Annotated in this window: 21 protein-coding genes; 3 read left to right on the forward strand and 18 right to left on the reverse strand. The window is 50.0% G+C overall.

Annotation, left to right across the window (positions count from 1 at the left end):
- Position 1: 1 nt before the first annotated feature.
- From EL268_RS31460 to EL268_RS31535, 16 genes are all read right to left on the reverse strand, one after another.
- The gene (locus EL268_RS31460) at positions 2–1,693 is read right to left on the reverse strand and encodes an amylo-alpha-1,6-glucosidase (RefSeq protein WP_106657285.1); all 1,692 of its coding nucleotides are present in this window, start codon (positions 1,691–1,693) and stop codon (positions 2–4) included.
- Complete coding sequence (locus tag EL268_RS31465) at positions 1,683–2,339, reverse strand: YesL family protein (protein ID WP_106657286.1); 657 nt, start codon at positions 2,337–2,339, stop codon at positions 1,683–1,685. The genes EL268_RS31460 and EL268_RS31465 overlap by 11 nt, the downstream gene beginning before the upstream one ends.
- A gap of 13 nt (positions 2,340–2,352) precedes the next feature.
- A complete protein-coding gene (locus tag EL268_RS31470; protein WP_106657287.1) occupies positions 2,353–3,165 on the reverse strand; it encodes a carbohydrate ABC transporter permease in 813 nt (270 codons plus the stop codon).
- The gene (locus EL268_RS31475; protein ID WP_164724593.1) at positions 3,162–4,082 is read right to left on the reverse strand and encodes a carbohydrate ABC transporter permease; all 921 of its coding nucleotides are present in this window, start codon (positions 4,080–4,082) and stop codon (positions 3,162–3,164) included. Before EL268_RS31475 ends, EL268_RS31470 begins: the two co-directional genes overlap by 4 nt.
- 57 nt (positions 4,083–4,139) lie before the next feature.
- Positions 4,140–5,441, reverse strand: a complete 1,302-nt coding sequence (locus EL268_RS31480) for an ABC transporter substrate-binding protein (protein WP_106657289.1) — start codon at positions 5,439–5,441, stop codon at positions 4,140–4,142.
- A 118-nt stretch (positions 5,442–5,559) separates the two neighbouring features.
- A complete protein-coding gene (locus tag EL268_RS31485) occupies positions 5,560–6,756 on the reverse strand; it encodes a response regulator transcription factor (protein WP_106657290.1) in 1,197 nt (398 codons plus the stop codon).
- Positions 6,728–8,464 carry a cache domain-containing sensor histidine kinase gene (locus EL268_RS31490; RefSeq protein ID WP_106657291.1) on the reverse strand — a complete coding sequence of 579 codons (1,737 nt, stop codon included), beginning with the start codon at positions 8,462–8,464 and terminating at the stop codon, positions 6,728–6,730. Before EL268_RS31490 ends, EL268_RS31485 begins: the two co-directional genes overlap by 29 nt.
- Before the next feature lie 94 nt (positions 8,465–8,558).
- The gene (ebgA, locus tag EL268_RS31495; protein ID WP_106657292.1) at positions 8,559–11,663 is read right to left on the reverse strand and encodes a beta-galactosidase subunit alpha; all 3,105 of its coding nucleotides are present in this window, start codon (positions 11,661–11,663) and stop codon (positions 8,559–8,561) included.
- 26 nt (positions 11,664–11,689) lie between these two features.
- Positions 11,690–12,688: an ROK family protein gene (locus EL268_RS31500; RefSeq protein ID WP_106657293.1), complete on the reverse strand. Its 999-nt coding sequence runs from the start codon at positions 12,686–12,688 to the stop codon at positions 11,690–11,692.
- A 28-nt stretch (positions 12,689–12,716) separates the two neighbouring features.
- Positions 12,717–13,661 carry a 1-phosphofructokinase family hexose kinase gene (locus tag EL268_RS31505; RefSeq protein ID WP_106657294.1) on the reverse strand — a complete coding sequence of 315 codons (945 nt, stop codon included), beginning with the start codon at positions 13,659–13,661 and terminating at the stop codon, positions 12,717–12,719.
- A gap of 1 nt (position 13,662) precedes the next feature.
- Positions 13,663–14,754 carry a bifunctional phosphoglucose/phosphomannose isomerase gene (locus EL268_RS31510; RefSeq protein ID WP_106657295.1) on the reverse strand — a complete coding sequence of 364 codons (1,092 nt, stop codon included), beginning with the start codon at positions 14,752–14,754 and terminating at the stop codon, positions 13,663–13,665.
- A gap of 30 nt (positions 14,755–14,784) precedes the next feature.
- Positions 14,785–15,648 carry a class II fructose-bisphosphate aldolase gene (locus EL268_RS31515; RefSeq protein WP_106657296.1) on the reverse strand — a complete coding sequence of 288 codons (864 nt, stop codon included), beginning with the start codon at positions 15,646–15,648 and terminating at the stop codon, positions 14,785–14,787.
- Positions 15,649–15,681: 33 nt separating this feature from the next.
- A complete protein-coding gene (locus EL268_RS31520; RefSeq protein ID WP_106657297.1) occupies positions 15,682–16,461 on the reverse strand; it encodes a DeoR/GlpR family DNA-binding transcription regulator in 780 nt (259 codons plus the stop codon).
- Between the two features lie 216 nt (positions 16,462–16,677).
- Entirely contained in the window at positions 16,678–17,448 is a 771-nt protein-coding gene (locus EL268_RS31525; protein WP_106657298.1) for a MerR family transcriptional regulator, read from the reverse strand.
- Entirely contained in the window at positions 17,441–18,346 is a 906-nt protein-coding gene (locus tag EL268_RS31530; protein ID WP_174769422.1) for a CPBP family intramembrane glutamic endopeptidase, read from the reverse strand. Before EL268_RS31530 ends, EL268_RS31525 begins: the two co-directional genes overlap by 8 nt.
- A gap of 123 nt (positions 18,347–18,469) precedes the next feature.
- A complete protein-coding gene (locus EL268_RS31535) occupies positions 18,470–19,342 on the reverse strand; it encodes a LysR family transcriptional regulator (RefSeq protein ID WP_106657299.1) in 873 nt (290 codons plus the stop codon).
- Between the two features lie 149 nt (positions 19,343–19,491).
- Between EL268_RS31535 and EL268_RS31540 the strand changes: the two genes are divergently transcribed.
- Positions 19,492–20,082, forward strand: a complete 591-nt coding sequence (locus EL268_RS31540) for a DJ-1/PfpI family protein (protein ID WP_106657300.1) — start codon at positions 19,492–19,494, stop codon at positions 20,080–20,082.
- Between the two features lie 55 nt (positions 20,083–20,137).
- Here EL268_RS31540 and EL268_RS31545 read toward each other — a convergent pair whose 3' ends face one another.
- Positions 20,138–21,472, reverse strand: coding sequence for an erythromycin esterase family protein (locus EL268_RS31545; RefSeq protein ID WP_106657301.1), 1,335 nt, complete (start codon positions 21,470–21,472; stop codon positions 20,138–20,140).
- A 258-nt stretch (positions 21,473–21,730) separates the two neighbouring features.
- Here EL268_RS31545 and EL268_RS33050 point away from each other — a divergent pair, with 258 nt between their 5' ends.
- Positions 21,731–21,889 (forward strand): hypothetical protein, encoded by a 159-nt coding sequence (locus EL268_RS33050; protein ID WP_164724550.1) that lies wholly within the window; start codon positions 21,731–21,733, stop codon positions 21,887–21,889.
- A gap of 29 nt (positions 21,890–21,918) precedes the next feature.
- On the opposite strand, the gene EL268_RS31550 is transcribed toward EL268_RS33050, so the two are convergent.
- Positions 21,919–23,703, reverse strand: coding sequence for a helix-turn-helix transcriptional regulator (locus tag EL268_RS31550; RefSeq protein WP_106657303.1), 1,785 nt, complete (start codon positions 23,701–23,703; stop codon positions 21,919–21,921).
- Positions 23,704–23,964: 261 nt separating this feature from the next.
- Between EL268_RS31550 and EL268_RS31555 the strand changes: the two genes are divergently transcribed.
- On the forward strand, positions 23,965–26,139 hold the full coding sequence (locus EL268_RS31555) for a serine hydrolase domain-containing protein (RefSeq protein WP_106657304.1): 2,175 nt from the start codon (positions 23,965–23,967) through the stop codon (positions 26,137–26,139).
- The last annotated feature ends 185 nt before the right edge of the window (positions 26,140–26,324 follow it).

Here is a 26,324-nt window from a genome sequence, read left to right on the forward strand (position 1 = left end):
CCTATACATACTCGTTCGCCAGCATCAAAAACACGCTGGACGTCCAGGTAAAGGCCCGGTCCCTCAGTCCATCACCAGTCAGCGCATCGAAGTTTTCCGCCATGCCACTGCGCGCTGCCATTCGGCAAAAACGTCCGGCAATCTCCTGAGAAAACGCTATTTCGCCTGCTCGCCGCAATCCATCGACCAAGAGCATCGTCACTGGCGCCCAGATCGGGCCTAACCAGTAGCCATCAGCGCGGTAGAAGGAACTGGTTGGACTCTCCGTAGCCAATCCATTCTCTGTCAAAAACCGCTCCTGCAAGTCAGCAATTAGCTTGGCCCGGATGTCCTGCGGCAGCTTTTCGCCTAGCACGAGAGGCATATAGCGAATCAAGCTGTCCCCTCGGGTAGGCTGATCACTTCCAGAGTGGGTTGCGAAGAAGTTTTCGCCATTCCAGTGCTTCTCCAGGAGCCGTTGCAGCGTCATTTCGGCCTTTTCCTTCCACTTCGCTGCCTCTTCGTAACGTCCCAGTCTCTTCGCCAAATCCGCCAGCACATCCATTTGCAAAATCAAATACGCAGGCAAATCCGGGCTTTCAATCGGTGCCCCATCGAGAAAAATCGTGCTGTTGTCCCAGCCGCAATCATAGCCGTGATTGTACTGTGGAATCCCGTCCTGATCATCATCGCGGTAGCGGAACCACCAATCGGTCCAGCGACAAAGCGGCTCGTACACCGCTTCCAGCATCTCGTTTGTAATCGCGTCGTTCCGATCCAGCATCCAGCGCAGCGTCCAGCCGTGAATCGGAGGCTTGCAGCAATTCCACAACGCATACCGATCATTGATAAAATCGGGGAAGACACCACTCTCGTCCTGCCTGTCGATAAAAATCATGAGCTGATCCCACGCCAGCGGCAAGTTTGCTCGCGTCAGTGCCATCGCATTGAAGCAATGATCCCAGCTCCAGATATTCGTCATCCAGTTTTTGGACATGTACATGGCGGACCGTGGCAGATAGCCTTCTGGTCTCACCACACAAGACCAGGTGATATACGCCGCGAGCTCTCGTGCTTCACTCAAGCCTTCGCGATGCTCCTCAGAGACAGAGAGTGTCCGTTCCAGCCACTCGTCGTACTCTTTTTTTACCTGCTCCCATCCATCGGCAAAAGCAGGATAGCTGCGCTCCTTCCACACCGTGTGGAACTCCTCCAGTACGCCTTCCAGCACACCCGTTTCCTCGTCGGGAAGAATGGTTACGCTCACTTTCTCTTCACGAGTTGCCTTCGTGGGATTCACCGTCAGCGCTCCAGCAAGTGGAGTCACTCGCAAGCGAATTTCCGTGGAAAAGTGATTGATTTCCCAGCATCCCGCTCCTACTTGAATCGCGTAGTCTACTGCCGTCGATTCCAGCACCAGTCGCAATCCAACGCCTTGACCACGTATCTGCACCAGCTGCGGCTCGCTCATGCACAGCTTCACTTCGCCCTTATCCCCGCAAAGACGCAGCAAGGTTGGCGTAGCCTCCGTCTCAAATGGAATCGCCACACCATCGGCTACCATTTCTATTCGAAAAATCGCGCCATCGTGGTTGTCTCCTCCACGAATATTGCGCAAATACAGCCCTTCTGCTCGCTTGGTGTTACCCAATCGCGAGAGTACGAGATACGACCCGTATCGGCTAAAAGGAACGATTCCTAAATCAAACTGCATATGTCTCACCTCGTGGTTGCTTGTTCGATCGTTTACGATCGCGCTTTTCCAGCAGACGACTCATTCTGGCGTTCATCCACCAGACAGGCAGACTCGCTCCCAACAAGATCGGCAAAACAGGAATCGCCAGCAAGAGAATCAAGAGAAGGAGCAAGCCTCCCATCGTGACGAGCGAATGCAATGGAAAGGCCGCAACCAGCCAAAACGATTGCTTGAGCGTCCTCTTTACGTCTGCATCCTCCCGAACAAGCAGGGAAAAAGCGTGGCAAGAGGTAGCCGCATGCAAGAATCCGATCCCCGCAAAAACGGCCGCAATCGAGAGCCCCCACAGGGAGCCCAAGCGAAGGAAAAACACCACATCGACCCACAGGATTGCCCCCGTTAGCACCTTCCCTGCCCCAAGCCATTGGCTCCTCCAGAAGTAGTGGCGAAAAGCATGCCAGAAGGCGGACGGAAGCCCACGGTCATTCCACTTGCCGCTAAGTACGTCGTGCAGAGCAGCTGTCGCCGGGAAGATCCCAAAGACGATGCCTCCCATGAGCGTGCACGCCACCCACATGAGATGCGCCGCCGCCATCCGCAGCAATCGCTCACCAAATTGATGAAATGACCATGCCCAGTCTTCCCATTTCGCCCGAATCCCCACTGCGGCTCCCTCCTTACTTGATAGCAACGCCAGCTGAATTGTCTACGATATATCGTTGAGCGAGGAAAAAGAGGAGCAACGGCGGAAGCGAGATCAGGAACGTTACCGCCATCAGCCCGGTAGCCTCTACTTCATACATCCCTTTAAATTGCGCCAGTCCCAGCGTCAGCGTGTACTGACTTTGGTCATTCAAGAAAATGAGTGGACCCAAATAGTCGTTCCATGTGCCTAAGATGTTGAATACACTCACCAAAATCAGAGCAGGCATCATCAACGGCATAATAATCCGGGCGTAAATCTGAAACGAACCCGCACCATCAATACGCGCCGCTTCATCCAGCTCACGCGGAATGGTCAAAATAAACTGTCGCATGAGGAAAATATAAAACGCTGACCCGAAGAACGAAGGAACAATCAACGGCTTGAGCGTGTTGATCCAGCCCAGGTAGTTGAACTCCATGTACAACGGGATCATCGTCACTTCCCACGGAATCATCATCGTAGCCAGAACGACCATGAACAGAAAGTCTCTTCCTTTAAACGTGAACCGGGCAAAGCCGTACGCAACCAGTGAAGACGATATCAACTGACCAACCGTGGTCAGGATCGTCACCGTCAACGAGTTTTCCAAATACAGATGAAACGGCTGCGACATCCACGCATTCCCGAAGTTCTCCCAATGCAGCACATCCGGAATCCATTTGGGTGGGTACTGCAAAATCTCATCGTCCGACTTGAGCGCAGTAGAGATCATCCAGTAAAACGGTGCGAGAAACAGGAAAGAGAAAAAAATCAAGCTCGCATAAGCGATCGTTTTGCGTATCAAGCTTCTTCCCCTCCCCTGCGGTTGTCACCCTCGTAGTACACCCATTTGCCGGATGTTTTAAATACGAGGAAGGTCAATACCAAAATGATCACAAACATAAACCAGGAGTTCGCCGAAGCATAACCCATCTTGAAGTATTTGAAGGCGTTGTCATACGCGTACATGGCATAGAAATACGTAGACTGCAACGGTCCGCCTCCTGTGAGCAAGAGCGCTAGACTCAGCTGCTGGAACGCACTAATGATCGTCATAATCAGGTTGAACAAAATCGTTGGGCTCACCATTGGCAGTGTTATGCGGAAAAACTTTTGCACCGCCCCCGCCCCATCAATCGAAGCCGCCTCATACAAGCTCTCCGGGATGCTTTTGAGCCCCGCCAGGAAAATCAATACCATGGAGCCTTGCCCCCACAGACTGGCGATTACCATGGCAACGAGCGCCCACGACGTATCGTTTAGCCAATCTGGACCTGTAATCCCAACCAGACTGAGCAAATAGTTGAAAATGCCGTATTCCCCGTCGTACACCCACGCCCAAATCATCGCCAGCGCCACACCGGAAATCACGCTCGGCAAGTAAAATACTGTGCGGAAAAACCCGCTGCCTTTTACCTTCTGATTCAGCATCATGGCCAAAAACAACGCGATAAACAAATTCAACGGGACAAACAACAGCGCGAATTTAATCGTGACCCAGAGCGATTGCCAAAACAATGGATCGTCCGTAAACATATTGACGTAATTGTCCAAGCCGACAAACGTAACCTCACCAACGACAGGCCAATCAAAAAAGCTCATGACGAGCGAAAACAACATCGGTCCCAGCGTAAAAGCGAGAAAGCCGAGAATCCAAGGCAAGATAAAAAGATAGGGCGTAAGAAACGCCCTTCCCCTGAGTTTTTTCGGTTGAACGGTCATGGCAGGCTGTTTGTGTGTCACGACACTCTCTGTATTCAATTCCCTGACCCCTTCCCGTTATTTTTGTAGAAACTTCTGGGAGTCTTTGACTGCCTTATTCAGTAATTCCTCGGCATTTTGTCCCATCATGATCGCATTGACCGCTGCGGAAAGGTTCCGGTTGATTTCGTTCCAGTGTGGATTCAACAGGAATGCTGGCGTGTCAGTAGATTGCTCCAATGTCTTATAGAACGGCGCGTAGAGCGGGTCCTGATCGAGCTTCTTCTCTTGTACGACACTAATACGTACAGGCAAGTCAGATGTACGCATCTTGATCGCATCACTGGAAACGAAGAACTTCAAAAACTCCCAAGCCAGTTCTTTATTTTTGGAATCCTTGGCGATCGATACAGAGGAGGTTGCAATGACACCCTTACCAGGCTTGCCAGGGAATTGCGGCATCACGACCGTACCAAAATCGACATTCGCCTTCTTGTACGACTCGAGCGACCATACGCCGTTGTCATACATCGCGAGCTTGCCCGCTTTGAACAAGTCGTTTCCGCTCTGCTGGTTTTTGCCACCGACGAGCAAAGCGCTCTTGTCTTTCGTCAAATCACTGAAAATTTGCAGGGCTTCTGCTGTTTCCTTGCTATTCATGTAGCCTTCGATGGTTTTTCCGTCTGGACTGATGAAGCTGCTGCCGTTGCTCCACACGAACTGCTGCAAATCGTACGTATCCGGCTCCGAACGAACAGCGAATCCGTACTGCTTCTTGTCGCGAACAGTCAGCTGTTTGGCTGCTGATTTGAAATCATCCCACGTCCAGTCGTCTGTCGGAAGTGGTACATTTGCTTCGTTAAACAGCTTTTTGTTGTAGAATACGACCCGCGTCGAGAAGCCCGCTGGGAGACCGAACAATTTTCCATCGAATCGATTATAGTTTAAGAGGCCCTGGTAAAAGTCGTCGATTGCCACGGATGGGTCCTTCTTTACGTACTCATCCAATGGCTCGAGCGAGGCGTTGTACGTTGGGAAATCCCACATGTACATGACATCCGGCGGGTTTTTCGCTCCGAATGCCGCTACCAGCTTCTGATCAAAACCATCTGCATATGCCTCGACTTGTACCTTCACACCCGGATTTTTCTGTTCGAATTGTTTCGCGATATCTTGTTGGATCTTCAGCATTTGGTCCGTATCCCATGTCGCGAAACGCAATGTAACCGTTTCCTTTTTATCAGACGATGCTGGCGTTGTCGCACCTGTGTTACTAGACGTGCCGTCTGTTCCTGCTGGCTGGGCTTGTGAACAACCGGCTCCGACGGCCAAAAGAAGTGCCATGCCAGCTGCCATCCATTTTGACGCAACCTTTTTCATCTGTGCTCCCCCCTAGATTTACCCCTCATTTTTCTTTATTTTAATGAAGGAAAAAAAACGGTGAAACCGCCAACTGTTCGCAATAGTGTGTGAATTTGTTTCCTTTTTATCGCTTTGTTTAGGTTTGCGCGGTGGAGTGGACGATTGTTCGACTGGACTCCTCCTTTTGTTTGAAACGATAGTGGCTCGGGGTCATCCCTGTACATTTTTTAAACCATTTGCTGAAGTATTTCGCGTCAGGAAGACCGACTCGCTCAGCTACCTCCTGAATGGACAGAGCTGTTTCATCCAGCATCGCTCGGGCCATTTTTACCCGGCGTTTATCAAGAAACTCTCCGAAGCTCTCGCCCACTCCCTTTTTAAACATCACGCTAAAATGACTGCGGCTTAGTCCCACCTGTGAAGCTACCTCACTGACTGTCAATGGCGTATCCAGACGATCGAGCGCATAATGAACGGCCTGCTTGATCGGTTCCTGCCACGGGTCTTGAATGACGCCGTACTTGCGCGCCCGCTCCGTGCGCTGGTAAAGCATCCGTACCGTCTGAATCCACGCTTCGAGTCCAGCAAACGGGCTTGCTGTCTCCCAGCTCGTCACCTTTCCAGCCAGCTTCCATTCCACGAGCAAGGATTCTACCTGCCTGCCAGTACCTGCGGGCGTCAGCAAAAAACGGATATCGCCACATGCGATCCACTCCCATTGGCTGTCCAGCTCCCGTGTAATCCATGCGCGCTCCTGCTCCTCGCCATTTACACTGCTGCCCATCCCTTCCAAGAGCCATACACGCATGGAATCGTTCATCCACGACCAGTGTGATTGCAGGAGGGAGGACAAGCTTTGCTCGAAATCCCGGCTCAAGCCAGTCAACCACGAACCGAATTCCCTCTTCCATTCATCAGGGCGTTCACGAATTTTTTCAGGTCGCGCACTCTCGCCTGCCAGCTCAGTCCGCAGCTTTTCCAACAACGTACCCCATTCCTCATCCTGGAACTCGGTCTTCAACAAATATCCGGATACCCCGAGAGAGATTCCCTGCTGAGCAAAAGAAAAATCGCGGTGACAGCTGAGCAGGAGCACCTTTGTTTGTGGAGCCTGCTCCTTCACCCGCCTGCACAGCTCCAGTCCATCCATTTCCGGCATGACGATGTCCGTAATCACCAGCTCGGGCTGTACTTGCAGGAAAGCCTCCCAGCCTTTCCGACCATTCGGTGCATCCGCTACCACTTCCATCCCGTAGCGACTCCATGGCACCATTGCCTTCAGTCCTCTTCGCACCAGCACTTCGTCATCCACAATCATTACCTTGATGCTCATCAGGAATTTCCTCCCTTTTCGGCCATGTGATTTGAATTGTGGTTCCTTCTCCTCTGACAGATGAAATCTTCATGCCGTGCTCCATACGGAAATGAAGCTTGAACTTCTGATCGACGTTGTACACGCCAAGTCCTCGTTTGCTGGAACGCTCCAGATCAGGATCGAGAAGTCTGGCCAATCGCTCCGGCACAATTCCTGCGCCGTCATCTTGCAACAGCAGCGTCACAAGCCCTTCTTTTTCACTGACACTGATCCGAATCGTTCCGTGCCCGTCTTCGAATGCGTGGAAGAAGATATTTTCCAAAAGCGGCTGAAGTGTCATTCGCGGGATCAAATAGCGACGGTAAGCCTCTACTCCGGTCTGTTCGAATTGAAAAACAGGACCGTAGCGCAGCTCTTGGATTTGCAGAAAATGCTCGACGGTTTGTAGTTCCTTTTCCAACGGGACGAGCTCCTGCGTGATGTCGAGGTTGCCCTCCAGCACTTTGATGAGATGATAGAGCATATTGCCGATTTCATTGGCACCAGATAATCTTGCTTTCCATTGGATGGAATTGAGTGTATTGAATAATAGATGCGGGTTGATCTGGTAGTGAACGGCCCGCAGCTCTGCTTCCTTTTTTAACTGCTCGGTTCGACTCACCTCGGCGATTAGCGTCTGAATCCGCCTCACCATCTGGTTGAAGCTCACCCCTAACCGCCCCAGCTCGTCTTCTGTGTCTACCTCTGCCCGCGTCTGCAGCTCGCCTGTTCCGACCAAACGCATCGTTTCTTGAAGTCGTTTGATTTTGCCTGTAATTCGTCTGGAAAATAAATACGCCAAAAGGAGTGCCAGCACTGCCGAAAGAATCAGCGCTGCGATAAAGAAGGATTGCATCACTTCCGCAGAGCGGTTCATTTGCTCGTACGGCAAACGCACTTGAATCACCCAGTTGTTGGACTCCAGCGGCTTGTTCCAAACGACATCGCTCTCTTGCTGGACAAATGTACCCGCCGTCTGGTAAATCAGCTCGCCATTTTTGGCTGTAATCGTCACGTACGCACTCATGTCCTTTTCCAGCTGTTCAAACAACTGAAACAGCTTGCCTGCCTTCATTTCGATCAATATCCGACTATCTTTCAACACACCATAACCGCTGAGAACGGGAACGACCAGACCAAGCACCTTCTCCTGATTCCGCAGCTCCGCCTCATCCTGAAAACCGACGTAATGCCGCGGTGTGTAAAACCCAATCCATTGCTCCTCATCCAGCTTGGCGGGCAGTCCCTTCCACCACCATTCCCGCATCAGATCCTGTCCATTGATCACATTTTCTCCGAAAAAGTAACCGGAGGGCGTCACGATAAAAATGCCTTTTGTATCAAGGTTGCGGTGCGCCCCCAGGTATCGCTCGAAGTTTTTTTGTTCCAGGAAGCCTGTGTACGTCTTCGGCTGTTCCTCCCGCATGACGACCAACGTCGGGTCTGACACGTACGTATTGATGTCATAGGCCATGTATCGCATTTGACTCAGGTAGTTGTCGATCTGGATTTGCAGCTGGGTAGCGATATACTCGCCTGACTTGCTAAATTGCTCGCGAACGACCATCGACGATTTCCAATACGCCATACTCCCTAGAGTAATCAGCGGAATAATGGCTGCAATCAGCATAAAAGCGAGCAGCTTGACATGAATGCTTCTGCGCGGAAAGAGCGACCATGACTTCATGTGACAGGACCACCACCGAATTTTGATTAGTTGCACTATTCATTCTTCAACTAAATTGTACAACGTTTCGGCGATGCCTTCGAGAACAACATCGTTAGTCACACAAGTTCCGCTTATACAGCTGAATCGGAGAAATCGTATCCTTTGAAAAAGGCGTTAATCTCATTTGGAACTGGAACTCCTCTGGACGCAAGGCATGCTGCTCCGATTGCTTAGGTCCGCAGCTATTGCTACCCAACCCGTTGTGCCGATAATCGAGATGCAGTGTCACATACTCTCGTTTTGCGAGATCTGTCGTGTGCTTCGCTTGCTCCAGATCGTCCGTATCATAGCGAAGTGCGCTAAATTCCAAGGTCGGTTGACCCATCGCGAAAAGTCCAATGCCTCTCTGATCCGTGATCGACATCCATTTGACGTCCGTGCGATTGCCATTTTCCTGTGGAAACACATACGGCGTGTACAGCTCATCCACGCTCGCGTGATACACCCCCATGCGATTGGCTTCCTTGCTGTCGATATACGCCTCTCCCGGGCCACGACCATACCACGAGACACGCTCCATATCTTTGGCGACCAATAGCTTCAAGCCGATTCGCGGCAGCATCGCTGGCGGGGTGCCTTTGGGTGTGCCTTGAACATCTACCTGCACCTCGCCATTTCCGAACACAGTATACGTGTAGCGGCACGCAAACCCCCAGTCGTATACAGGCGGAGCAATCCGTACATCGCAGGTAATGACCACCCGATCTTCTCGCTCCTGCAGGATGCTTACATGCTCCACGCGGTTTTGCAAACGATCCAGGTACACCTTGCGCCACTCTTCGACTACGTACATGTCATTGTCAATCGGAGCACGCCAAAACGTGAGACGAGGTCCTGCCACCAGCAGCTCCTTGCCAGCAAACACCCAGCTCGTCGGCACACCGCTCCCTTTGTCAAAAACGAACTGAAAATCTGCTCCAGTAAGAGTGACCTCCGTTTTCGTTTCTTTCATATCTACTCTGCCGAACACAGGCTGATGGGGAGCGACCGTAACCTGTTTGGCAGCGGTCACTGGCAAGGCAAATTGTGCCCAAGCTAGCTCATGTCCTGCCTGTACCCAGCTCTCATCTTGATCCAGCACAAAGGAGAGCGTCAGCCAGTAGTCGGTTCGATCCTGTACCTGTGCAGGCAAGGTATACGGAACAGCTACAATGGTGCGGCTTCCTGCTTCTGTATGTGGCAGCGACAGCGTTCCGCTCTGCACCACTTGTCCGTCTGCTGTCACACTCCAAACCATTCTCACGTGCGCAAGCGTGCGGAAATCATAGCGATTCGTAATGGTGACGAGCCCGCTTTCCAAATCAGTCGCTTCTACGACGATCGGCTCAATCACTTTTTTGTATTCAAGTAATCCAGGGGATGGGGTGCGATCTGGACGAATCAGGCCGTCGATGACGAAGTTGCCATTTGTCGGGTAGTCCCCGAAGTCTCCTCCGTAGGCATAATACTCTCGCCCATCCGGCGTAAATTGACGCAAGCCGTGATCAATCCATTCCCACACAAAACCGCCCTGCAGGCGTTGATATTTGTCAAACACATTGGCGTAGTCGCGCAAGCCGCCGGGTCCATTCCCCATGGCATGAGCATACTCGCACATGATATGTGGCTTTTGCAGATGTTCATTTTCACCGTGCTGAATCATTTTTTCTACCGAGGAGTACATGGTGGAGAATACGTCGCACACTTCTGCTTCGCGATCCTCTTCGTAGTGGATGAGGCGGGTCGGGTCCGCTTGTCGGCACCAAGCGGCCATTGCCCGGAAATTGCAGCCGAAGCCGGATTCGTTGCCGAGCGACCACATGATGATCGACGGATGGTTTTTGTCCCGCTCCACCATACGCTCCATGCGCTCCACGTATGTCTGCTCCCACTCTGGATCATCGCTCAGCTGACTAATGTTCCCGGTTAACTGGAAGCCATGCGTCTCCAAATCGGTTTCGTCCATGACATACAATCCGTACTGGTCGCACAAATCGTAAAAGCGCGGATCGTTCGGGTAATGCGCGGTACGAACGGCGTTGATGTTGTGACGCTTCATCATGAGCACATCTTCGCGCATCGTTTCATACGGAACTGCACGCCCAAGATCGGGATGATGATCATGGCGGTTCACACCGTTTAGGCGAATCGCTACACCGTTCACGAAGAAGTTGTTTCCTTTTACTTCGATCCGTCGGAAGCCCACGCGAATCGGGATGACTTCTGTCTTTTCGCCCGACTCCTGCTCAATCGCAAGCAGCAGGTGATACAGGTTCGGCTCCTCCGCCGACCATTTTTTCGGCTCCTGCACCGGAAGCTCCAAGATCACGACCTTTTCCTGCCCGGCTGCCAGCTCGCCTGCTTCGGTGTCGGTCAGCGAAGCGACTAGCGTATAGGATTGATCCAGCAGCTTTGCGGTCACGCTCACTCTGTCATAGACAGCAGCGGAACTATTTTCTACATGGACACGTACGCGCAGCACACCATGGCGGAATTCATCATCCAGATCAGTCACGACTGCCACATCTCTCACATGCAGCCTCGGTCTGGCAATCAGGGAAACATCCCGGAATATCCCGCTCAAGTACCACATATCCTGATCCTCCACATACGTACCGTCCGACCATTGGTACACTTGCACAGCCAAGCGATTCCTGCCTTCCTGCAACAGCTCCGTCACATCAAACTCAGATGGCAAGCGGCTTCCTTGGCTATAGCCGACTTCCTTTCCGTTCAGCCACACATGAAAAGCGCTGTCGACCCCTTCAAACCGCAGGATTACCTGCTGATTTTTCCAGTCAGGCGCAACCGTAAACTCTCGCAAATAGCAGCCTGTCGGGTTCTCTGACGGGACATGCGGCGGATCCACGGGAAACGGATAGTACAAGTCCGTATAATGCGGTTTGCCGTATCCTTGGAGCTGCCAATGCCCCGGCACCTGAATTCGGGCCCACTCCGTCGCATCATAATCGGCGGCAAAAAAGTTTTCCGGCACATGCAGCGGTGATTCTGCGTATGCAAACTGCCAATGCCCATTCAACAATTGAAACCACGGTGTCGCGCCTCTTTCATAGGTCAGTGCTCCCGATTCTTCCGGGTAGGACAAAAAGTAAGCCCGCGCCGCCAAGCGATTTCGCTCTAACAGCTGATGATTTGCCCAGTCATACCGTTGATGCATCGATGTACACTCCTCTTTTTACAATTTCACGATTTCACGGTTCCTTGTTCCTTACTCGTTGCTTGCAGGGCCAAGGCGCCAGCACCGAGCATTCCTGCATCTGCGCCGAGCTCGGCCAAAACGATCTTTGTCTGTTGATGAACGACTTCCATGGCGTACCGTTGTACACTCGCTTGTACGGGGGCCAGCAACAGCTCCCCAGCCCGGCAAACCCCACCCCCGATCACTACGAGCTGCGGGTTGCACACGTTTACCAGCACAGACAAAGCCCAGCCCGTTACTTCACACGCTTCGTTCCATGCGCAGGCCGCCACCGCATCACCTTGTTCCACTGCCATAGCCACCTGCTCAGCCGTAATCCGCTCGATCTGTCCATCGCACAGAGTAAACAGAGGAGAAGCTTTTGCTTGCTGTGGATTTGCATCGAGTTCCTTGTCCAAGCGTTCACGGGCCAGTCTGGCAATACCGGTGGCAGATGCGACCGTCTCTACACAACCGAGCTTGCCGCAATTGCATGGAGCCGTAAGCCCTGGATAACACACATGACCAATCTCTCCCGCGAATCCGTGACTGCCGCGGACGAGCTTGCCTTCGTTAACAATCCCTGCCCCTATCCCCGTACCAAGCGGCACGAAAACGAGGTGACTTACTTTCCTGCCCGCACCGAAAATGGCTTCCCCGAGTGCAGCTGTCCGTAAATCGTTTTCAAAAAAAAGCGGCAGCTCCACCAGCTTCGCGAGTGGTGTCCGCAAGTCTGCGTGGTGCAATTGAAAGTTGGGCGAGTGAACCGATATCCCATTTTTAACATCAAAAGGACCAGGAAATCCGATCCCTACTGCCTCTATGTGAACGGGTGATTGATCCCGCAGTTCTTTAATCAAGGCAGCCATTCGCTCGATCAAGATAGGCAAGTTGTTATGAACCTTTGTTTCCTTGGCAGCCCGGAGGAGAATTCGCCCATTCTCGTCCATGACCGCCCCTTTCATTGTCGTACCACCGACATCGAGGCCAATTACATGGCGCATGCTGCTCCTCCCTTCTGAACCCGTTCTTCTACTCAACTCGCTCCACATGCATCGGCTGACTTCTCAACCTCTGCACATCGTCCGGTTCGATCATGCCCGCTCCAAACGACCGTGTATTCGCGGCGCCGCATGCCATCCCCAGCCAAATCGCATCTGGCCAAGCCAAGCCTCGCAGCCGTCCGACAAGGACACCCGCAAGCATGGAATCACCGCAGCCCACTGTATTTTTCACTTCGGTATCCCCTAAGGGAATCGCGGAAATACGCCACGTCTCCTTGCCATCGCCGAACCACGCGCCCTCCTCCCCTAACGAGAGTAGGACTCGCTGGGCACCGCGCTCACGCAGCTCGCGTATCGCTCTGCAACGTGCATTATCGCTATCCAGCGAAAATCCGAGAATCGCTTCTGCTTCCGGTCGATTGGGCTTGATGAGCGAGGGTGTTGCTTTTATTCCTTCCAGCAGTGCCTGGCCGCTTGTATCGAGCACGCAAGCGGTTCCTTTCCCGGCGATACCTCGGATGAGTGCAGCGTATGTTTCGGCTGGAACGCCGCCTGGCAAGCTTCCGGAAAAAACCATGTACTGCGCCTGATCCGCCAGCTCGATCAAACGCGTTTGCAAGCGACTGATCTCTTCTTCACTGGGCGCAGGACCTTGCTCTAGCACTTCTGTCACCGTTTTTTCCTGTTCGTCGAGAAAAGCGAGGCACAATCGGGATTCTCCGCTCGTTTCGATAAAGGAGGACATAATCCCCTCACGTTCGCAGCCTTCCACGATGAACCTCCCGTTGTGACCGGCGACAAAACCGCTTGCGACTACATCCTGCCCCAATGCTTTCGCTACACGCGCTACATTTAGCCCTTTTCCGCCGGGCAAGCTCAGTACATCCCCCGCGCGATGCAGCTCTCCTGCACAAAAATGCGAGAGGCGATACGTCTTATCGATGGCCGCGTTCAGTGTGACCGTTACGAGCATGCTATCTCACCTGCACAGTAACGAGCGGCTGCCCCATTTTTTGTTTGAACAAATTGATCACTTCTACAGGGGTTGGATCAACGCCGCGGATCAGAGCTGCGTACAACGACACAAAGTCAGCCAAGTACACGATCGAAAACAAGCGAGCCATTCGGGACACGCCGTGGGAATGAACCACCCTTACCCCACCAGCCCGCTCACGCAAAATGTCAGCGCTGATTTCTACACGTTGGGTCGTCTTCTCGCTGTCCTCCTGATCGCGAATGAGCGTAAAATGAACGCCCTTCAGCAGCGCGGACGGCGAATCCCAACCCACAGCCTCGTCGTGGTGAAGACTCGGAATGGCGTTCCAAAATGCCATCAGCTTGCTGTTTTCCCCGAGCTGGTTTTTCCAACGCCATGCAGGAGCATCGAAAAACGGCAGCGTTCCGTACACAACGGGTATCAGTCCATCCATCTCGATGGCGATTTGTTTGGCTTCGTTTTTCTCAATCGGAGAGTCCGTACCGTAAATGTGCTTCCACTTTTCGAACAGGGCAATCGTCTCTTCGACCTCCGCACGCTTGTCGGAAATCAGCCCGAGCTTCGTCAGGATGGCGAGAATCGGCAGGAAAATGTAGCCGAGTACGATTCGCGGCATCATTCCGCCCGGCACGAGCAAGCACGCATGATTGTGTTCACGAGCCATCTCCAATACTTTTCCGCCCGCCGTAATGACAGCGATCTGGGCACCTTTGGCGATGGCCGCTTCGTAGCCGCTGACGACTTCTTCTGTATTGCCGGAGTGGCTAACGACGATGACGAGCGTTTTCGCATCCACAAAAGCCGGAATGGTGTAGCCTTGATTTAACTGAAGCGGCACTTGCAGCTCGTCAAACAAATACGACTTGATTAAATTGACGCTCGCAGCCGAACCGCCACCAGTGCCAAGCACGACAGTGCTTTCAATTTTAACAGAAATATTAGATACATCTAAACTATCAGATAATTGCAGGCCTGTTTTAAACTGTTCATCGTAGCTTTCCGTATCTTGCAGGGCAGAAATCGTGTCCAGTTCGCGCAACGCTTGTGCATCATCGAGGTTTATACGCATGTAAAATCGTCCCTTCCTGTCTTTTTTTCGTTAACGTACATTCGCTTTTCCAACACAACCGCACATCTCCATCTTGGCGAGCGCGACTTCTTTGACTGCCTGCTTGGCCTGCTTCATATAGGTGCGCGGGTCGTTTTCCTGCGGGTTGCTGTCAAATACGCCCTTGATCGCTTGTGAAAACGCGATACGCAGCTCTGTCGCTACGTTCATTTTTGCCATGCCGAGCTGAACCGCCCGCTTCACCTGCTCCTCGGGAATTCCCGAGCCGCCGTGCAACACAAGCGGTACAGAAACACGACGAGCAATCTCTTCGATGCGAGCAAAATCAATGCGCGGCTCCCCTTTGTAAATCCCGTGAGCCGTACCAATGGCTGGAGCCAGCGTATCCACGCCAGTCAACTCGATAAACCTCTCGCACTCAATCGGATCAGCTAGCGCAGCATCTGCATCGTCGACGACGAGATCATCCTCCACGCCCCCGACCTTGCCGAGCTCTGCCTCCACATTGACACCGCGCTCCCTAGCCAGCTCCACTACACGCCGCGTCATCTCCGCATTTTCCGCAAAGGGATGCATTGACGCATCGATCATGACCGATGTATAACCCGCTTCGATACATCGCACAATCAGTTCCTCTTCATGACAATGATCCAAATGCAGGGCAATCGGCACCCGGGCCTCCTCTGAGGCTACCCGGGCGATTGCTGCTACATACTCCGGTCCGAGATGCCGGACCGTTCCGACTGTGGTCTGTAAAATGAGCGGTGCGTCTGCTTCGCAAGCCGCCTCCACTACTGCTTGGAGCATTTCCATCGTGTGTACGTTGAATGCCCCCACACAATATCCTTGCTCCCTTGCTGTGCGCAGCATTTGTGTCGATGATACCAACGCCATATCGATCCCCCGTTTCCTTTCTGATCTGGTAGTTTACCTGGTCACGCCCTGCAAGCTCGCCAGCTCCAGGTTGATGCCCAGCTCCGCATACTTGCTGACAAGATGCTGTGCTGCCGCATCCGTAATAATCCGATCGACATCGGACACCCCGGCGAACTTCGCCAAATGCGTTTCTCCGAACTTGCTGTGGTCAGCCAGCACGTAGACTTTTCTGGCGCGTTCCATCATGACTTGGTTGATTTGCGCTTCTGCCAGATTGAGCGTCGTCAGCCCATTTTCCGGATGAACCCCATCTGCCCCGATAAAGCATTTGAAAACAGAAAGTCCTCGCAAATTGTCCGCTGCGACAGAACCAACGAGCGCAAATGATTTGTGACGCATCTCTCCACCGATCAAGATGACGTGATGCTTGCCTTGACTGTTCAGCTCCATGGCGATGTTGACCGCATTCGTCACGACCGTCAGATCATTTAAGCCGCGCAGCAGCTTGGCGAGCTCCATCATCGTGGTCCCTGCCCCGAGAATAACTGTGTCCCCCGGCTGTATGTGTGACAGCGCTTGATGGGCAATCGCTTGCTTCTCTTCGCTTCTCTCTTCCAGCTTTTCCGTGAAGCTGCGCTCCAATGGCAAGAAATTCGTAATCGTCGCGCCTCCGTGAATACGCGTCAGCAATCCGTCGTTTTCGAGCTTGATCAAATCTTTTCGGATCGTTACTTCAGACACATCCAGCGCCAGACTCAATTGGCTGACGGTTACGCTCTGTTCTGCTTTCAATTGTTCGAGGATCTTGCTGTGCCGTTCGGCTGCCAGCATATGACTTCACTTCCTTACGATCATAAATTATATTGTTTCGTTTTGTTTCTTATTTCCTTTCGTTTACTTTCACTTTGATCTTAGCATTGAAGAAAAACGAATGTCAAATGTGTTTGTTGAATTTTCTAAAAAATAAAAAACCAGTCTTGTCCCGGTTGAATACCGAAACACACTGGTTGCTTCATGTTTATCCATGAAAAGAGTCGGACCTCTCTATCATTCGGAATCAATGTAATGGTCAAGAATACGCTCGATATAATCCATCACCTCACGACTCATCCCATAAAGGGAGGGAGTCTCTCCATCACGAGGACGAATAAATTCCCAATATTTTAGAGACAGTTCTTCATCATCTGAAAACAGCTTGTCACTAATGTCCATCACTTGGGCTGCAAGCCGACGGGAATCCGGAGAATCGGCAGGCTCATTCAAATGAGAGCCAATGTCATTCAGCAGCTTGGCCCATTCCAACGCTAACGGATCGTCATTCTTCAAGTCAGGAAGCTTACGTAATTCATCCTCCGTAAAATACCCGCTGCGATATTGCTCTTTGCTTATCTTTTCGGGCGCATTCAGTTCTTTCATAAAACGCATGATTTCTTCGATATCGACATGGTCAGTTACTTCTAACGCGTATTGAACCGTTGTAAGCAGCGTTTCAATATATTGGAGATGCTTTTGTTTGGCATGTACAGCTTCAAGCTGTCTGGCAATGACCGTTTTCCATGCTTGTCCCTTGACGGTGGTCGCCGTTTCAACTGGTTGAGGCGGCGACGATTTTTCCATGATAGCCTGGATCTCCGACAGTCGAAATCCCATCTCTTTCAATACGGAAATTTCCTGCAGCTTCATGATGTCTTCTTCGCAGTACATGCGATATCCGGACTTGGGGTCCCTCGAAGGGCACAGCAATCCCAACTGTTCATAGTAATGCAAAGTTTTTATCGTTACTCCGGTTCGTTTGGCTAATTGCCCTACGCTATACATGCTTGTAGCCTCCTGTTTTCCGCCAACCGATGGTCCTTCTCCGTACGATACCTAGCGTGAGCAGTATAAGAATCCCAACAAGAAGCGTCATCACAAAGATGATAAATAGTTCTCCCGTACCCGGCACCATTTCTTCGTAGGTGAGGAAGCGCGTCTCCCGCTGAAGGACGATGAATCGGGTGGTGAACAGATAAGCCAGATGAAAGCCAATAGAGGTCCACAAGCTGTCCGTCACAAGGCGCAGCAGTTGAAGAATGAACCCAAAGGTTAGCAATAAGATGATATAGTCGACTGATATGGAGGCGGGCTCAAATCCTGTGAGACGGTGCAGTCCGGTTACAGCTACCGGTGCGAGCGTGAATAGGACAGGTTGAAGAAATAAAGCGGCGATTCTGCTAAAACGCTCCCCCAGCGCACTATACACGGCGCCGCGAAAGGAAAGCTCCTCCGGCAACGCTTCATAGAAAAAGGCGATCACTACATTCAACATCGCTGTTGACAACAACTGTATCGAGAAATGAAATTCCGTTATGTGTATCCAACCTAACCATTCGGCAATAGCGAAACCCGAACCGGAAAGGATAATAACCAGCCCCGCTCCAGCCATACACGGGAGGACAGCTTGCTTTACCGACGACAACCCGATCGCACGAAACGGTTTGCGCCCTGACTTCTTCAGCAGCCAATATAGCAAAGGCACGACAATGGATGTGAGCAGGACCGCTTGCAAGCCGTGTACGATCAGTTGGGAGCCTCCCATGCGCGATACGGTCTGTCCAACGGCGGTAGCCGCAAACAGAGCAACTACGAAAATTCCCCAACTGGACAAAACAGCTGCCCACCACCTCATTCCCTTGTTCTTACTACTGATAGACCCTCTATCCTGTTCTGGTTGCATTCTGTATTCCTCCCATCCTTTTGTTAGATCCAGCATAATCCCTCCCCTTAAGGTAAGAGTCAAAACTTTTGGGGCTTCATTTTTCTGAAGGGCTGGACAAACAGGATGGCTATTGGAGGATACTCAGCTTTCGTACCGACTTTCCAGCATGAAATCAATAAACTTCTTATGCGCCCGTGAGAGCCACTTGTTTTTATGGTAGGCAATTTGCGCATAGAACAACAGCTCTTCCTCGCACGCTATCATTTTCACTTTTTGCTCATTCAACAACGCTTCGACGCTAATATAGGGCATCAAGCTCACGCCAAGCCCGTTCGCCACACTCTGCTTGATCGCTTCCATACTGGAGAATTCCAGGTGGTGCTTCGGCTTTATCTCCCTTTTTTCCAAGAATCGTTGAAAAAACCGCCGCAGAGCACAATGCTCTCCGCTGAAAACCATACATTCCTCGCCAGCATCCTCTATTTTCTCAAAGGAATGGTCGCGTCCCCCGATAAAAACCAGCCGTTCCGTAGAGAACTGCTCCACGACCAGATTCGGATCATCGAGCTGTGGCTCCAGCGTGATCACGATATCCAATAGACCTTCATGCAGCTTTTCCCGCAAACGAATGCAGTCGTCCATCACAAATGAAATATTTACGCCCGGGTAGCTCGCTCTGTACTTGGACAAAATGTCGCCCAACCGATAGATCGTAATTGTCTCCGAGGCTCCGATGCGCAGCTCTCCTTGCAGTGATTGCTCATTTGCCGATATATCCTTGATCTTCGCATAGGAGACCAGCAGCTCCTCGACATACGTGTACAGCTCGCGGCCATAGGCGGTCAACTGAATTTTCTTTCCGAGTCGATCAAACAAGGGGACACCCATTCCTTCTTCCAGCTGCTGAATATGAGAGGTAATGGTCGCCTGCGAATATTGCAGGGCTTGCGCAGCCTTCGTAAAGCTGTTGAAATCGACGACTGCCTTAAAGGTTTGAAACTGGCGAATCTCCATCCTCGCTCCCCCTTGCCCGCATGTTTATTATTAGAAATTCTGAAGATCATCTTCAGAACTTTCATTTTTACTAATAACCAATGATAGCATATGATTCTTGGTAAGTACCGGTACGGCTTGAACGATTCGAATAGAGGAGCTGATTTTCGATGAAAAAAGTGTGCTTGTTATTACCGAATGGCTTTGAAGCAGTAGAGGCTAGCGTATTTACAGACGTAATCGGCTGGAACAAGGAAGAGGGCGACGGAACAACGGAGCTGGTGACGGTGGGAACGCGCAAAGAGTTGAAATGCACGTGGAATTTTACCGTGATCCCCGAGATGGTGATCGACGATGCGGATGTAAATGACTTCGATGCACTGGCACTGCCTGGCGGTTTTGAGCATGCAGGCTTTTATGAAGATGCTTATCGCGAGGACGTTCTCGCTTTCATACGTGAATTTGAAAAGCAAGGCAAAGTGATCGCCTCCATCTGTGTTGGCGCACTGCCCCTCGGGAAAAGCGGGATTTTGCAAGGACGGAAGGCAACGACTTACAACCTAAACAACCAGCTACGGCAAAAACAATTGGCAGCGATGGGCGCAGATGTCATTCCGGATCAATCCATTGTGGTCGACAACAATGTCATCACCTCTTACAATCCATCGACCGCTTTTGATGTGGCATTCACCTTGCTGGAGTCGCTGACATCCCGCGAAAACACCGACAATGTGAAGCGCTTGATGGGGTTTCTTGTATAATAAAATCGGCATTTTGCCCAGTGCTCTTGGGTAAATGCCGGTTTCTTTCTGCTATTTAACGAACAAGCTCGCCAGCGCTCACTGTGTCTAAATGAATGAGAATATCAAATGCTTGCCCAAGCGAAGTTGTTACAGTGTTTGGTTTGCTTGGATCAGCAGAACCGAATCCGATCAAAAACGGCTGTTCTTCCTCTAACCATTTTTGGGTGAGACCTGTAGCATTCCGTAAATCAACAAAGTATTGATCCTTTGAGACTTGATCCAGAGTATGATTGAATGTTTTTGGATCATTCAATTGAATGGTAGCTGGAACAATTTTATTTTCAAGGTTAAACGCGTTATAATCGCCTTTCCCGAATGAAGTTCCAATCGTTACATATTCCTTTCCATAATGCTCCAGTAAATGCTGACCGGCGAGCTTCGGGTATACCTCTTGCAACATATTGTTCTTTGCGATGTGCCCATTGTGAGCCCATACGATTGTTTTTCCCAGCTGTTCATGAGCCCACTTCGCATTCTCAAACATCGCGATATCATGCTTCAAAAAGAATTCAGATGGATTCTCCGAGAAGTTGAAAAACATGCCAGTAAATTGCTCAATGACCTTGGCGTGTTGCTTAATCCTTGCAAACTCCTTGGATTGGCCGTTCAGACTGCTTTTGTTTTGTTCCAATATTTCCGTGATTTCTTTCGCTTGCTCCTGATGTTTTTCCTGAATGGCCTGTGGCAAAGCTGAATAGGTTTCCAGGTCCTTCGTAACTTCGGCAAGTTCCTTCATTTTATTATTCACACGGGGCAGCAGGTCAGGCTTATATTTTTTTATATACTGTCTGATCTCATCGTATACATTTTCGCTGACATTTTGTACATCCATTCCGACCACCCGCAGTTTCTTTTCGTTCTCGGGATCGGCATTGTACTCACGCATCCATTCCAGCATGTCTACGATTTCTTTTGTTTGAAATATAGGCATTAGGAATTTACTCGGATTCCCTTCTCCTGTGAGAACGTAATGATCAAGTTTCAATGCGTTGCCCCAGTTTTCTTCTAATACAAGGGTGGTAAAGCCCATTTCCATGACGAGAAATTCAACAAACCGGTGTTTCATCGTATAAATTTCACGACTTCCATGATTTGCCTCACCTAAACCTACGATTGAAGCAGAACCGATCATTTGGCGCAGCGGTTCAATATCTTTAAGATCAGTCCCAGGCTCAGCGCTATTCAATTGAAAAGAGTTCAGCTCTAACCATTCTTTTGGACTTAGATGTTCTGCCTTCTTCCCTTGTTGTTCGCTGTCCATCTCGGTTAATGGAGCTGTATTCGTGCATCCTGTTATGAGTAGACCACAAATCGATACCGCGACGATGCTACTTCTGTAAAAGTTCATTTCTCTTTCCTCCTAAAAACTTCGTTGGCGCAAAGTATGGCATGGGTACTGCCTGTACAACAAGTAGCGTTTTGTCATAAGTTTGAGACGCCCTGTTACCAGCGGTTTCTCCCTGCCCCATATGACAATTTGTCATCAAAAAAAGCACCGGATCTTGAAGATCGGTACTTTTGAAATAGCATCCAATGTCATATGCTGCAATCGGGGGATAAGAATAAGCCATCCATCACACCCTACTGACAAAAGGAGTGGTGAATCATGGAGAAAAAGCGAGGTTCTGCCGAGCACGAGCCCACAGTAGCACCAAGCATGAACGGTCATGATCCTTTGGAAGAAAAAGCGACGGAAGAAGAAGTGGAAAAAGGGGATTACACAAAGGTAACGCGGCTGTTCCTGGATCGAACGCCGGAAGAGTAAAGACGGGATTTCTCCCGTCTTTTTGTCATCTATAGGATACTCTCGATTCTCGCCAGTTCAATTGCTTCTTCCCGGTTGCTGACACCGAGCTTCGAATAAAGGGTGGAACAGTAATTCCGTATCGTTCCCTCCGATAAATAGAGTTTGGTGGCAATCGATTTGTAGCGAAGCCCATCCGTTAAAAGCTGTAAAATCTCCCTTTCCCGTTTCGTCAATCCATACGGATCATTCGGGCTGTACTTCTCTAACTGCTCACGTTGGCGCTTCATCTCTTCGAATACGCGCGTGGCGATCGACTGATCAAGCCACGTTCCCCCGCTATAGATGAGCTTCATCGCTTCCATCATCTCTTTTGGACGAGTAGACTTCAGCATATATCCTTCCGCCCCATGCTCCAATGCTGTTGCTGCCTGTACGGAATCCCCAAACGTTGTCATGATCACAACCTTCATGTTCGGCCAACGTTTTTTCATTTGAAGGAAGGCCTCCAGTCCGTTCATCCCTTGCATCTGCACGTCCATTAACACGATATCCGGCTGGTGTCGCTCACACTGTTCTAAAGCTTCTTGCCCGTCACTAGCTGTTCCCACAACGATAAAGTTGTCCTGCTGGCTTAAGATTTGCTGCAAGCTGTCGGCAATCATTACCTGATCGTCAACAATAAGCAGGCGGATACTTCCCTGTCCAGCCTCTACCTGTAAAGGAACATTACAAATGACAACAGTTCCTTGCCCTGATTGCGAATGAACAGACAGCGTACCTTGCTGTTGCTCAAGCCTTTCCTTCATTCCCTTTAGTCCTAAGCCGAACTCGATGGATTCTATTCCGTTGCCATTATCTTCGATTTGTAAACGGAGTTGCTGACTTTCGAAATACAGATCAACAGATATCACACTTGCTTGGCCGTGACGAACCGCATTTGTAAGCGATTCTTGCAGGCAACGATATAAACAAATGCTCATTTTTTGCATAACAAGCGTCTCACTGCCGATCACACGGAAGTTGACCGTTACACCTGTTGCCTTCATAAATTCTTCCGTCAGTTCCAGTAGGGCCTCACTTAACGACTGGTTGAACCGAGCATGAGAGAGCTGATGCAAATGCTTTCTGATATCATCCAGGCTGCCTTGTGCTATTGAGACAAGTTTATCGACTCGTTCGATCTGTGAATCAGGAACCGAGGATCGGAGTGATTCAACGCCCACAAGCAAAGAGGTTAACGAATGCCCAATCGTGTCATGCAACTCATGTGACAGCCGATTACGTTCCTCGATCAGTGTAAGCTCTTCGATTTGCTTAATATGCTGCTCCAGTAATTGCTTCTGTTCTTGAATGATTCGAGCTTGCTTATGAGACTCAATTAATATGCTAAACGCCATACCAATCGCAAAACCAAAGCTGCAACTAAACATGAACTCGTACGGGAGACGATTGGTAATCAACCCGTTCAAAGCCGGAAAAATAATCCCACTAGAGATTCCCGTCCACATATACGTTCTGCGACTACTGGCCACACCAATAATGATCACCAGTAAAACGAAAGACCAAATCAATCCAGGCGCTACATAGGCCACAAATAGATAAAAAAAGCCTGTCATTACGACTTCAACAGCCAGATACCCATTTTCTTTTTTATATGGAATGATCAATGGAATGGCATAAACCAAAAAGGCAATCAGGATGATGACTCCGAACGGAACGGCTACCATTGCCGGATACATAACATCTGCTATGACGATGATACCTAGCCAAATCGTTCGCAAGGCAAAAATCACCCAATTGTACCAGAACCATTTTTTTATCATGGATAACATTTGTCATGTACTCCTGCTCGTTTGAATGGTAAGGAATTTCCCGAATGTTTCTGACTCATCATGCATCATTATTTCCCGATTCGTCAAGCAGAATGAGCAGTGTCATATAGCTCCTATGACATTCTATCATGCCGCAAATATGATGGGTCGGCACGATGTCATACATAGATAGAACGGTATTGTCACTATGTGATTTTACAGCCTAGAGAATAAGGTAAATGCGTGAGACAACACACTTCAACTTAAGAGGAGCGAAAAGAAATGAAACCATTCCACATGCAAAAAGGAGCGTCACTGACTTTATCTGCCTTATTGATAGGAACGCTGATACTTCCTACCTACGGTTGTGCGGAAGCGGGTGTGAACCAGACAATCACGCAACAACAGAAAACAGATCATGCCAAAACGAAAGAAGCGATTGATAAAGCTGCTGCCAGCGAAAACATTCCAGGCGTCATCTTTGCAGTAATGAAGGGAACGGATTTCTGGTCGTATGCTTCCGGCGAAGCGAATATCGAAAGCAAGAAACCGATGGAAGCTGACTATTCCTTTCGAATCGGGAGTATAACGAAAACATTCGTCGGTGTAGTTGCTCTGCAACTAGCTGGGGAAAAGAAGCTAAGCCTCGATGACTCGTTGGAAAAATGGCTACCAGGTGTCGTGCAAGGAAACGGATATGACGGTAACAAAATTACGATTCGTCAGTTATTAAATCATACGAGTGGAGTTGCAGACTACTTAGATGCTGAACTTAGGCAAAGTTTACTCCAGAACTCCACTCAAACGTTTACAGCCGAACAACTCGTTTCTCGTGCATTAAAGCAAAAACCGACCACGGGTGGATATTCGAATACCAATACAGTGCTGATGAAACTCATTATCCAAAAGGTCACAGGAGAAACGTACGCAGAGCAAATCAAGAAACGAATCATGGAGCCGCTTCAACTAAAAGAAACGCTTTTACCGGAAAACTCACAATCCATTCCGGAAAACAGTCCGAATGGATACTTTAACAATGCCGATACATTAATGGATATGACGGATCTTAACCCTTCGTTTGCAGACGCAGCAGGGGGGATGATCTCGACTGCGAAAGATTTAACAACGTTCTTCAGTGCTTTATTGGGCGGAAAATTGTTAACCCCTGAGATTCAGAAAGAAATGATGACCACTGTTGCTACTCCACACGGGAAGTTCGGACTCGGTATTCAGGAAGTAACATTGCCGAATGGCACTACCATATGGGGTCATCAAGGCGGCATTCCTGGATTCACCAACTTCGCAGGTGGAACAAAAGACGGCGAGCATGTGATCGCGATGAGTATCAACGTATTAGAAGGTGCTGTTCCTCATATGGAGAACATCCAGATGACTGAATTCTCGGGACAAGCCAAGCAACCATCCACCCCGGATCAAGCGGCTCAAAAACATGGGGAAGAAGTGAAACACTTCATTGATGAGAAAGCAAAAAGCGAGGAAATCCCTGGCATAGTGGCTGCTGGGTTAAGAGACGGAGAATACTGGTCTTATGCAGCGGGTGTAGCCAACCTCGATCATAAAAATCCGATGGAGCCAGACTTTACTTTCCGCATTGGCAGTGTCACAAAGGCGTTTGTTGCTACCCTTGTCTTACAGTTGGCTCAGGAGAAAAAGCTGAATCTGGATGATTCGGTAGAAAAATGGCTCCCAGGTGTGGTAAAGGGCAATGGGTATGACGGCAACAAAATCACGATTCGTCAGTTATTGAACCAAACAAGCGGGATTGCAAGCTATACGAGTACAGACATGCGGTACGCTACCTCATTCCCTCAATATACCGTTGATGACCTTGTACGTATGGGACTGGCAAAGCCGCCAGTATTTCAACCGGGAGCAGGCTGGGATTATTCGAATACAAATACCGTGCTAGCTGGTCTTGTTATTCAGAAGGTGACAGGAGAAACGTACGATGTGCAGATGAAGAAACGCATCCTCGACCCGCTTCAGATGACAGATACATCCTTTAGTGGCAGTAATCCAAAAATCCCGGGCCAGCATGCAACAGGCTATAACATGAATCAGGCAGGGAAGCTGTATGATTTCACAGAGTATAATCCTTCATGGGCGAATGCTGCGGGGGAAATGATCTCGACGGGCAAAGATTTGACCACCTTTTTCAGTGCGCTTTTGGGTGGAAAACTATTAAATGACGAGATGATGAAACAAATGACAACAGGTGTGGACTCACCTTTTGGCAAATATGGACTTGGACTTTATGAGGTGACACTGCCGAATGGAAAGACCTATTGGGGACATGGCGGCGGCATTCATGGGTTTGAAACGTTAGCGGGTGGTACCTTAGGCGGGAAGGATATTTTGGTAACGAACATCAATGCGGTCGGCCCAGAACCTGTCATCGCTAATAATGCCATTTTCGAAAAGGAATTTAGCCGTTGAGTTAAAAAGGAAAAATGATAGAAGGCTTTTGCTTTGGGAACTCCAAGGGCATTAAGCCTTTTTCCTTTTCATCTTTTATCTATAAATTTATTTATGGATATGCCAATAAAACATAATTTGTTTTATTGGCAACTCGACCCTAGAATAGCATCTGTACCCCCCATCAAAAAATACAGGAGGCAATA

Origin of the sequence: Brevibacillus brevis (genome assembly GCF_900637055.1) — a bacterium.
GTDB classification, from domain to species: domain Bacteria; phylum Bacillota; class Bacilli; order Brevibacillales; family Brevibacillaceae; genus Brevibacillus; species Brevibacillus brevis.

Excerpts from the sequence above, each read along its gene's own strand:
- EL268_RS31460 (WP_106657285.1), bottom strand. The coding sequence starts at position 1,693 with ATGCAGTTTGATTTAGGAATCGTTCCTTTTAGCCGATACGGGTCGTAT.
- EL268_RS31475 (WP_164724593.1), bottom strand. The coding sequence starts at position 4,082 with ATGACCGTTCAACCGAAAAAACTCAGGGGAAGGGCGTTTCTTACGCCC.
- EL268_RS31480 (WP_106657289.1), bottom strand. The coding sequence starts at position 5,441 with ATGAAAAAGGTTGCGTCAAAATGGATGGCAGCTGGCATGGCACTTCTT.
- EL268_RS31485 (WP_106657290.1), bottom strand. The coding sequence starts at position 6,756 with ATGAGCATCAAGGTAATGATTGTGGATGACGAAGTGCTGGTGCGAAGA.
- EL268_RS31490 (WP_106657291.1), bottom strand. The coding sequence starts at position 8,464 with ATGAAGTCATGGTCGCTCTTTCCGCGCAGAAGCATTCATGTCAAGCTG.
- ebgA (WP_106657292.1), bottom strand. The coding sequence starts at position 11,663 with ATGCATCAACGGTATGACTGGGCAAATCATCAGCTGTTAGAGCGAAAT.
- EL268_RS31500 (WP_106657293.1), bottom strand. The coding sequence starts at position 12,688 with ATGCGCCATGTAATTGGCCTCGATGTCGGTGGTACGACAATGAAAGGG.
- EL268_RS31505 (WP_106657294.1), bottom strand. The coding sequence starts at position 13,661 with ATGCTCGTAACGGTCACACTGAACGCGGCCATCGATAAGACGTATCGC.
- EL268_RS31510 (WP_106657295.1), bottom strand. The coding sequence starts at position 14,754 with ATGCGTATAAACCTCGATGATGCACAAGCGTTGCGCGAACTGGACACG.
- EL268_RS31515 (WP_106657296.1), bottom strand. The coding sequence starts at position 15,648 with ATGGCGTTGGTATCATCGACACAAATGCTGCGCACAGCAAGGGAGCAA.
- EL268_RS31520 (WP_106657297.1), bottom strand. The coding sequence starts at position 16,461 with ATGCTGGCAGCCGAACGGCACAGCAAGATCCTCGAACAATTGAAAGCA.
- EL268_RS31525 (WP_106657298.1), bottom strand. The coding sequence starts at position 17,448 with ATGTATAGCGTAGGGCAATTAGCCAAACGAACCGGAGTAACGATAAAA.
- EL268_RS31530 (WP_174769422.1), bottom strand. The coding sequence starts at position 18,346 with ATGCAACCAGAACAGGATAGAGGGTCTATCAGTAGTAAGAACAAGGGA.
- EL268_RS31535 (WP_106657299.1), bottom strand. The coding sequence starts at position 19,342 with ATGGAGATTCGCCAGTTTCAAACCTTTAAGGCAGTCGTCGATTTCAAC.
- EL268_RS31540 (WP_106657300.1), top strand. The coding sequence starts at position 19,492 with ATGAAAAAAGTGTGCTTGTTATTACCGAATGGCTTTGAAGCAGTAGAG.
- EL268_RS31545 (WP_106657301.1), bottom strand. The coding sequence starts at position 21,472 with ATGAACTTTTACAGAAGTAGCATCGTCGCGGTATCGATTTGTGGTCTA.
- EL268_RS33050 (WP_164724550.1), top strand. The coding sequence starts at position 21,731 with ATGGAGAAAAAGCGAGGTTCTGCCGAGCACGAGCCCACAGTAGCACCA.
- EL268_RS31550 (WP_106657303.1), bottom strand. The coding sequence starts at position 23,703 with ATGTTATCCATGATAAAAAAATGGTTCTGGTACAATTGGGTGATTTTT.
- EL268_RS31555 (WP_106657304.1), top strand. The coding sequence starts at position 23,965 with ATGAAACCATTCCACATGCAAAAAGGAGCGTCACTGACTTTATCTGCC.